Annotated in this window: 9 protein-coding genes; 2 read left to right on the plus strand and 7 right to left on the minus strand. The window is 61.8% G+C overall.

Features of this window, described 5'->3' with window-relative positions; all coding sequences use genetic code 11:
• Position 1: 1 nt before the first annotated feature.
• Complete coding sequence (locus tag CFR76_RS02120) at positions 2-1,378, plus strand: Nramp family divalent metal transporter (protein ID WP_110555602.1); 1,377 nt, start codon at positions 2-4, stop codon at positions 1,376-1,378.
• 93 nt (positions 1,379-1,471) lie between these two features.
• On the opposite strand, the gene CFR76_RS02125 is transcribed toward CFR76_RS02120, so the two are convergent.
• The 4 genes from CFR76_RS02125 to CFR76_RS02140 form a co-directional block, all read right to left on the minus strand.
• A complete protein-coding gene (locus CFR76_RS02125; RefSeq protein ID WP_110555603.1) occupies positions 1,472-3,910 on the minus strand; it encodes a mechanosensitive ion channel family protein in 2,439 nt (812 codons plus the stop codon).
• Between the two features lie 355 nt (positions 3,911-4,265).
• The gene (locus CFR76_RS02130) at positions 4,266-4,733 is read right to left on the minus strand and encodes a hypothetical protein (protein ID WP_110555604.1); all 468 of its coding nucleotides are present in this window, start codon (positions 4,731-4,733) and stop codon (positions 4,266-4,268) included.
• Between the two features lie 94 nt (positions 4,734-4,827).
• Entirely contained in the window at positions 4,828-5,136 is a 309-nt protein-coding gene (locus tag CFR76_RS02135; RefSeq protein ID WP_110555605.1) for a hypothetical protein, read from the minus strand.
• Between the two features lie 93 nt (positions 5,137-5,229).
• Positions 5,230-6,084 carry a hypothetical protein gene (locus CFR76_RS02140; protein WP_110555606.1) on the minus strand — a complete coding sequence of 285 codons (855 nt, stop codon included), beginning with the start codon at positions 6,082-6,084 and terminating at the stop codon, positions 5,230-5,232.
• Positions 6,085-6,437: 353 nt separating this feature from the next.
• Between CFR76_RS02140 and CFR76_RS02145 the strand changes: the two genes are divergently transcribed.
• On the plus strand, positions 6,438-6,740 hold the full coding sequence (locus CFR76_RS02145) for a hypothetical protein (protein ID WP_244191730.1): 303 nt from the start codon (positions 6,438-6,440) through the stop codon (positions 6,738-6,740).
• A 124-nt stretch (positions 6,741-6,864) separates the two neighbouring features.
• Here the strand turns inward: CFR76_RS02145 and CFR76_RS02150 are convergent, their stop codons facing one another.
• The 3 genes from CFR76_RS02150 to CFR76_RS02160 form a co-directional block, all read right to left on the minus strand.
• Positions 6,865-7,095 (minus strand): hypothetical protein, encoded by a 231-nt coding sequence (locus tag CFR76_RS02150; protein WP_244191731.1) that lies wholly within the window; start codon positions 7,093-7,095, stop codon positions 6,865-6,867.
• Between the two features lie 225 nt (positions 7,096-7,320).
• The gene (locus CFR76_RS02155; protein WP_110555609.1) at positions 7,321-7,773 is read right to left on the minus strand and encodes a c-type cytochrome; all 453 of its coding nucleotides are present in this window, start codon (positions 7,771-7,773) and stop codon (positions 7,321-7,323) included.
• Positions 7,773-9,014, minus strand: a complete 1,242-nt coding sequence (locus CFR76_RS02160) for an FAD-dependent oxidoreductase (protein WP_208623920.1) — start codon at positions 9,012-9,014, stop codon at positions 7,773-7,775. The genes CFR76_RS02155 and CFR76_RS02160 overlap by 1 nt, the downstream gene beginning before the upstream one ends.
• Between the last annotated feature and the right edge of the window lie 83 nt (positions 9,015-9,097).

Consider the following 9,097-nt stretch of genomic DNA (forward strand, 5'->3'; position numbering starts at 1 on the left):
TATGACCATGACGCCAGCCCCACCGCCCGCTTCCCCACCCACCGCCGCATGGCGCTTCGCCCGGCCGGGGGAACCTGAAGCCAATAGCCTGCCTGAAGCCTTCGCCAGCGTAAGGGTGCCGGATGCCGGGGCGTCATGGCTGCGCCGGTTCATGGCGTTCGTGGGGCCGGGTTATATGGTTTCGGTCGGGTATATGGACCCCGGCAACTGGGCCACCGACCTGCAGGGCGGGGCGCAGTTCGGTTATACGCTGCTGGCTGTGATCGGACTGTCAAACTTCATGGCGATCATACTGCAATCGCTGTCGGCGCGGCTTGGCATCGCCACCGGGCGTGACCTGGCGCAGGCCTGCCGGGATCACTTCCCGCCGGTTGTGAACATTATCCTGTGGCTGGCCTGCGAACTGGCCATCATCGCCTGCGACCTGGCGGAAGTCATCGGCACGGCGGTCGCGCTGCAACTGCTGTTCGGCATGCCCCTGCTGGCGGGCGCCCTGATTTCCGTGCTGGACGCCTTTCTCGTGCTGTTCCTGATGAACCGGGGCTTCCGTTACCTTGAAGCCTTCATTATCGGGCTGCTCAGCATCATTGCCCTGTGCTTTGCCGTGCAGGTCGTGGCGGCGCAGCCCCCCATCATGGCCTTGCTGAAGGGCTTTGTGCCCTCCCCCCAAATCGTGACCAACAGCCAGATGCTATATGTCGCCATTGGCATCATCGGGGCGACGGTCATGCCGCACAACCTGTATCTGCATTCCTCCATCGTGCAGACGCGCGCCTTTCCCCGCACCGTGCCGGGACGACGGGACGCCATACGCTGGGCCACATGGGACAGCACGCTTGCGCTTATGCTGGCGCTGTTCATCAATGCGGCCATCCTGATTGTGGCAGCCGCCGCCTTCCACACCACCGGGCACCGGGACGTTGCGGAACTGGAGGACGCGTACCGCCTGCTGTCCCCCATACTGGGGCTGGGCATTGCCTCCACCCTGTTCGCGGTGGCCCTGCTGGCGGCGGGCACCAATTCAACCATTACCGGCACGCTGGCCGGCCAGATCATCATGGAAGGGTTCCTGCGGCTGCGCATCCCCCACTGGGCGCGACGGCTGCTGACACGCGGGCTGGCCATTGTCCCGGTTGTCATTGTCACGGCCCTGTACGGGGACAGGGGCGTGGGACAACTGCTGCTGGCCAGTCAGGTGATCCTGTCGCTGCAATTGCCCTTTGCCGTGATCCCGCTGGTGATGTTCGTATCCGACCGGGGAAAAATGGGGGAATTCGTCATTGCCCGCCCGCTCGCCCTGCTGTCATGGCTGGTGGCGGCCATCATTCTGGTGCTGAATTTCAAGCTGCTTTACGATACGGTTTTCGTGGCACAATAAACCATTGGTAAAAGAAGTCCCTGGGTGGCGCCTTTTTTCCACAAAGGCGACCGTCTCCGAAGCTTTTTGAAAAAAGCTTCACCAAAAATGTCTTCAGGCCGGGGAATCAGCACGCGGCCCTGTGGTGGGGGGCGCGGTCGCCGTCACCTTCAGGCCATCCTGCCCGGGGCCATTGTCCAGAAAATTGAGGAAGCTGGGAACCGGGAACTTGATGCCTTCATGGTTCATCCGGACGGCCAGGCGGGCATAGTATTCACGGTAGACCGTCCATTTGGACCCCGGCGTGGTACGGACCGAACCAAGGAAGCGCGCGCCATTGCCATCCGCCTGCTCGATGCCAAGAAAGGCGAATTCGGACATGATGAGATGCCCGTAACGGGGCGTCTTGCGCATGATCTCCAGTTCTTCATGCAAGATCGCGCAAAGCTGCTTGGTGTCCTGGCTGAGGTCGATCATGAAATCGACCACGACAAGGTTGTAGTCACGCGATGTGTTGGCGATGGACGACACTTCCGAAAACGGAATGATATGCAGGTCGCCATTGACCGAGCGCAGGCGCAGGGTCCGGATCGACAGGTGTTCGACCGTGCCGGACACGCCGCCTGCGGTCACCCAGTCACCGACCTGAATGGCGTTTTCCACCAGCATGAAGAAGCCGGTGATGAAATCCTTGACCAGGCTCTGCGCGCCAAAGGCGATGGCGGCACCCATGATCCCCGCGCCGGTCAGCAGGGGCGCCACATTGATCCCGATCTGCGACAGGGTGGTGACCGCCACGATGATGATGATCAGCGCCAGCAGCACGGTCTTGATAATGGGCAGGACCGTGCGCAGGCGGCTGGCCCGCCCGGTCTGGGATGAATTCTCGAAACGGGCGATCTGTCCCTGCAGGGCGGCGTTGGCGGCTTCCCATATGATGATGGCGACCGTGTAGGCAACCAGCACCGACAGCATCGCGCCAATGATCTTAGGCCCCAGCCTGCCATGGAGCAGGAAATGGATGGCAGGCAGCCCCAGCGCCTGCAGGAACAGCGTGGCGGACGCAAAGAACATGAGGAACGACAGGATCTTGCGCGAAACCGGATAATAATAGTTCACCCGCGCCTGCAGGCCGGGATAACGCGCCTCCATCAGGGGGGAGACGTGGAACAGCCGGTTCTGCAGGTTGAAGATCAGCACCGACAGCACCCGCGACAGGATCACGACAGCCGTTGTCAGGATGACGGTGCGGATGATCCACGCATAACCGCCCTGGATATGGGTGGCCCAGATCAGCCACAACGCAAAGTTGAAGAACATGGCCGGCACCCACCACAGGTAGACCAGCCGCCCCAGGAACATCCAGAATGGCTGCGTGCGCAGGCGCGCGGGGGGTTGCAGGGCAACGGCGACATGCATGCGCACCCGCCATGTGAAAATGGCGACCAGCACATGCTCGATCAGCACGACGGAACGGATGATCGCCTCCGTCCCGCGCGCGGGCATGTCAAACACGCCCCCCAGCGTGGACAGGCAGACCACCACCGATGGCGCCGCGACAAGGAAGTTGAGCCAGTGCGTGACCATGAAGGCCGTCTGGTCGCTGGCGCTGCACAGCCGGATGGCGGGCGAATGCGGCACGAACAGCGTTTCCAGCAGCAGGTAGACCACGCGGGCGACCACATAGGCATTCGTCAGCGTAAGCGTAACCAGCATGGCCTGGTGCGTGGTGGTCAGCAGGTAGGCAAAACAGGTGCCAAGCGCGAAAAAAAGTCCCACCGGCAGCAGCTTGATCAGCAGGTGCATAAGCGAATACGGCACGCGGGCCAGCAGGCGCAGCGTCGCGTGCTGGGCCTGCATGTCGCCCTGCTGGGTCTGCGCGTCATCCGTGTCCTGTGCGCTCGCCCCTGCCGGTGGGGCCGCCGCCGGGGCGGCGGTGGCGTCAGGCAGGTTCAGGCGGCGTTCGGTCGCGACCGCGCGTTCGGTAACCTTCAGCAGCGGCTTGCGCAGCAGCAGCGAAAAACCATGTTCCGCTGCCAGCGCCAGCAGCAGGATCAGGGTCGCCCGCCCCGTGGCGTCAAACAGGATCATCCGTGATTGCGGATCGGCGAAAATGGTGTGGGTCCAGTGCGCCACAAACACCAGGTCGCCAAACAGGGCGACAAAATGCTGGGCCTGCACGATCAGGCGGCCACGCAGGGTTTCCATGTCCAGCACCAGGTCGCTACCCAGCGTATCGGGTTCGACCTGCAGGGTATCCGTAACGGCCCCGGGGGCTGCGGCAGGGGTCGCGGGGGCGGAGGGCAGCCGGGATGCGATGGCCGACAGCGTATTGGTGAATTCGGCGCGTTTCGCCGGGTCGTTCATGACCGCCAGCACCTGTTGCGCCTGTTCACGGCTCATGCCCTGCGCCGCATCCGCATCGGCGGCATGGACGCGCCCCGGCAGGACCAGCAGGCATGCTGCGACAAACCCCATAACGGCCACCCGCCAGAGCGCCAGCAGGGAATGGCCTTTGCCGCCCCGCGGGCAAGTATCGGTTAAGTGCCGCATTGTTCCCCTTCCGTCCCGACGGCCTGATAAGGAATGCCCGCCATGTAGACACGGCATGACCATCGACCATTTCAGGCAGCCATCCCGTGTTATTGCAGAGATGGCCCTAAAAGCGCAGAGACGCGGAAGCCGACCTGATATGCAAGAAACCGGCTACCTTTTCGCAATTTACTTGCGGCAGCCCGTTTTTATTTATTATGGTAATTTTTTATTTAAATAAGAATTATGTATTAATTTTATATACATTTTTTCTCATATCTTGGTTCAGCATAAATTGCCCGGTGCGGACCGGCCGTTACGGCGCCATTCAACGCGACGGCCCTGCACCCATCACCGCCACGCAAAGTGATGGACCTCAGGGCGCATCCTTCGGGGCCGTGTGTTTTTTCAGCAGCGATACCGTATCCGCCCCATGTGTGACCGCACGTTCCAGCAATTCCTGACCGAAGGCTTTCAGCGATAGCGGGTGCATGTCATCAAGCGAACGGGCAAGGTCATGGCGTTCCGTATCCGACAGGGCGGGGTCATCCGCGATACGCTGGTGCAGCGCCTCTACGGTTTTGGAACCATCCAGCGCCACATGCATGTCATCCGGCCGATCCAGATAGGCCCGTCCCGCATTGGTCAGAGTGCTGTCGCCCGTGATCCGCAACCCGTTTGCGGTAATGCTGACGCCGCCCTTGCTCAGTCCCTGCAATTCCAGGTCGAGCAGGTTCCGGGCATAACGCGCGGCATCCGCATCGTGTTCGGGCGCCAGGTTGGCCGCCCCCCCATTATCGGCCATGCGGCGGAGCATCGTCCCCTGCAGGTCATGGTCAATCACGTCAAATCCTCTTTTCCATCATGATTACAGCGCCAGACTGGGCCAGTTGCGCCCCGCAGGCAATCAGCAACAGGGAAAAGACGCTTATGCACGATCAGTCACAATCAGGGATATCCCGGCACCATGATGGTACGCGCAGCGGGGGCGTCCTGTTTTCCGCCTCTGTCACGGCCTGCCGGATCAGGTGCAGGGCATGATTGCGCGCGGCACGGGTATTGACGCGGCTGGGCGTATCCTTGCCCTGTTCTATGGTGCGCCCCAGCCGTTCCAGGCGGGCCAGCAGGGCCTTGCGCTGCACGGCGTCCATGTCCAGCAGGGCCGCGCAGAAGGCATTATGCCAGATATGGACGCCCAGTTGCGCCTGTTCGGCGGGGGACAGGGCCGCATCATGCGATGGGGGCATGGTCAATCCTTCGCGAAAGCTCCTGCGGACTGCCATAAAGGGAATTCACGAAAACAGCCAGCATCCGGGCGATGCCGAGGGCACAGGCCGCCCTTACACCATGACATCGTATGTCAGGCATTCATTGCCGATATGGCGCAGTATTTCCGTATTGCGGAACAGGTCAAGCCGGTCGGGCCGCAATGACCGGCGCGCCAGAAAAGCCCGTGCCTCGGCCCGGGCTTCCCCTACGGGATAATCCTGCCCGGCGGGCTTGAGGTGCTCGATGGCGGTATAATCGACAATGCCGACGTTATGGTTGTGCCTGTGGGCCTGGTCACAGAATGCGATATCGGTCGCCCATGCCCAGCGCAGTTCGGGAAAGGGGAACAGGTAGGCCATGGCATCCCTGTGGAACGCCGTAACGGGGCCATCTTCCACATATCGCGTCACACGGGCAATACTGTTCCATTTCCTGTAATTGAACGTAAAGGAGGCATGGGAATGGTAACGATGCGCGGGCTGTGATATTTTCAGGTCCATGATTTCACATAACGGTATGAACTTGTCCAGAAACCGGTATGGCAGGTTCACATCATCATCCGTTACCACAACCCAGTCGTAATCAGACAGGTTGACCCGTGCCAGGGCTGTATTGATATTACTGAACTTGCCCTTGCCCCGCATCATGCGCACCGGGGCGAAATCAACGCTATGCCGTGTGTTCATGAACCGGCTGAATATTCTTTCAAGCTTCATGTCCCGTCTTGGAACCTGTACGGACGTGACAAGTACTTTCCGGACCGGGTGACGTGTCGCGATACGCCTGACCTGCCGGGCGAATTTCGTATTGTGAATATCGAACAGCATGTCAGTCAGGATGGAAACCTTACGTTTCTGCCAGAAATTCTTATGCTGGCAGAAATCGGAATCAAAAAAATCCGCCTGGGAAGGGACTCTGTCTGGCATGTGCGTAATCCTGTCATTCCATGCGTCATGACCGTACAAACATGCACTCCCCCGTCATGCGCAGCTTATCCTTATCCCGGCATTTACCCGGTCGGCATGACGGCGCGCATGAACCATGCGGCGCCCCGGGCATAACATTCCGCCTCCATGAAGGTTTCAAAATATTTCAATACAGGATGGAATGGCACAATATCCATGAAAGTAAACCTGCCCGAATTACAATAAAACGGAATGACAATAAAACGCCCCGCCGCTCCGGAACTGTTCCCATGCCCGCACGCTATGGACAGGAAAGCGGATGCCGGTGGCGATTTTGCGCCTTCCCATCCCGATATCTTCAGGGATATGACGCGATGCGATATTTTCCTGCGATACTCATGCTGTGCCTGCCGCTGGCCACCGCCCCGTGCGCCATGGCGCAGCAGCACCCACAGGACCGGAACGTAAGCCAGCCGGGGGGCAATTCCCCCTCCTCCATCGCGCGTGCCCGGCCTTATTCCCGCGCGGCGGCTCCCCTACCGGAAAAGGCCGACCCGGCCCGGCAGCAGCAGCCCGACAGGCCCCTGACAAAACAGCCCGCTGGCAACACAAGCCCGGACCAGCCCGGCATGTCCACCAGCCACCAGACCCTGCGCAGCCCATCCGCCCTGCACTGACCCGTCCTGCTGATCATCCCTTCTGGCCACGCGGCGACAGGGCGGGCGCGCAAGCGCACCCACCCCTCCCGTCAACCCGGAACGGCGGGCCGGGCGCATGCGGGCGCCACCGCCCGCCATCCGGTTACATGCAGTTCCGGCCCTGTGAAAGGCCCATGCCGTGGGATGCGAGAAACCGGAACTGCGCCTGTTCCTCCGGAAAGGCCGGAATACCCTGCAGCGCATGCGTGGTCCGGCGATAGCGGTGCAGGTTGCTCAGCCGCCGCCATGGCCGGTCGGGATGCTGCTTGTTCCACAGGCTGATCGCCCGCATCTCAAGTTCCTGGTTACTCACGGTCATATCTGACTTCGTCATGTCCATCTCCCTGCATCTGCATGGTGGGTACTGGAACTGTCACGAGGTATGCGGGGATGCTTGCGGCAGCCCGCCACATGCACCCAACGCCAGATATTAGCATAAGTTCAGAAATATTGTTCCTTCTCCCCACACTGTGATCCGTGGCAGGCGGCAGCCGGGAAAGAAGGATGGCCCTCCGTCATCCCGCAACGCGCATCCTGCCGGTGGGGCGGGATGCGCGCATCATTTTATCCTGTCAGCGGAAATGGAGGGAAAGGCCATGGTTTTCAGCGCGGCATCCGTGGCGGGCAGTTCCACCCGGCCCGCAGGGACGCCGTTTTCACGCAGTATGAAGGCCACCAGGTCGGCATTCTGCGCCGGTGTCAGCGCACCGGGGGAAAACAGCGGCATGGCTTTGGAAATATAGTCAAACAGGTGGTCCAGCGTCGTGCCGGACCAGTTGGTGACAAACCGCCCCTTCAGCGGCGGCACGTCAAATGCCCCTGCAAGACTGGCGCCATGGCAGACGGCGCAGAACTGCTGGTATGCCGTCGCCCCTCGCTGGGCCTGTTCGGTAGTGTAATAGGATACACTCCGCGCCTGCGCCGCACTGGCCGTGGGCGCGCCCATATGCGCCAGCGCCAGCAGAAGCCCCGCCCCAAGGCCCGCGCGACCGGCATGGCCCCGCCCGCGCATCAGCCGCGCCCCGCGGGAAAGCGTGCAAACAGGTTTTCAAACACCGCAATCGCCTTTTCAGCTTCGGCGCGGTCGACATGTTCGAAGCTGTTGCCGACCCCTTCCATTTCGCCCACATCGTTCAGGTCAACGGCCTGGATCATCAGCCCGTCGCTTTTGGACAGGGCGGACGCCCCCCTGTACTCCACCCCATATGTCACATCCGGCTGCGGCGGCAGCCACGCCGTCTGCCCACGCACGGGAATAAGGGTCCTGTCCCCCCACAGGTCCCGCGCGGCATAGCCGGGACAGTTGATGATGACGGGTTCCGCGATGGATTTCATGTCAGCGGGGGTATGGAATTCACGGATCACGATCTTGCCGCCCGCCTGATGGAATTCCGACAGCAGCAGGTGCCCGTACGCCCCGAAATTGAACATCATCATCGGCGCGCGCTGCGCGTAGGCCACGGGAAAGGGATTATCCTGGCTGGCCAGCAGTTCGGGTGCTGGAATGATATCCCTGATCCGGTCGCCATAGGTCGCGAATTCGCTGGTCGCGCGCGGCATCCCGGTCGATGCGTAATCCCCCGGCCCGGTCCGGCCCGCGGGTTCGGGGACCTGGTCAAATGGCGTATCCGACAGCGTGTAGTCGTCACGGAAATCAATCGGGTTGCCCGGCAGCCCAAGGTAGTCGCGATAGGTTTTCCATGAATAGCGGGCCATCTGTTCCCACACCTCGGCAAACTGCGGCCCGGCGGGGGCGGTCAGCGCGATGCGTGAATCCGGCGTCCAGCTGCCATTGGCCCGGACCGACCGGGTATGGGGCAGCATGTCGCGGGTATAGATGGTGACATCAAAGCCCGCGCGCTGCGCGCTCAGGGCCGATGTCAGGCCGATCACGCCACAGCCCACCACCGCAATCCGCCGGGGCGACAGCGACGCCGCCTTGCCCACCGCGATATCGGCCGATCCCCATGACAGGGACCACCCGCTACCGCCATGGCCATAGTTATGGATGACCACCTTGTCGCCCACGCGCTCGACATCCAGCCGGGGACCGGCGGGGCGGAACGGGCGCAGGCAGACCTTGATATCGGTAATCTGGTCGGCATGGGCGCGCATGGGTACCAGACGGGGCACGGTGCCGCTGGCGGCGGTGCGCTGCAGGGCGGCGGCGGCGGCCGGCACGGAATGCCACATGCCGCGCGCGCCAAGGGTGCCAAAAGCCAGGGAACCGGCAAACAGGTCCCTGCGTTTCAGGCCGGGACGCCTGATTTTCTGGTTGTCGTCAAAACCGGTCAAGTTCCAGCCTTTTGTATCTGTCCGCGCCCATGCCATCACAC

This window comes from Komagataeibacter swingsii, assembly GCF_003207895.1.
GTDB classification, from domain to species: domain Bacteria; phylum Pseudomonadota; class Alphaproteobacteria; order Acetobacterales; family Acetobacteraceae; genus Komagataeibacter; species Komagataeibacter swingsii.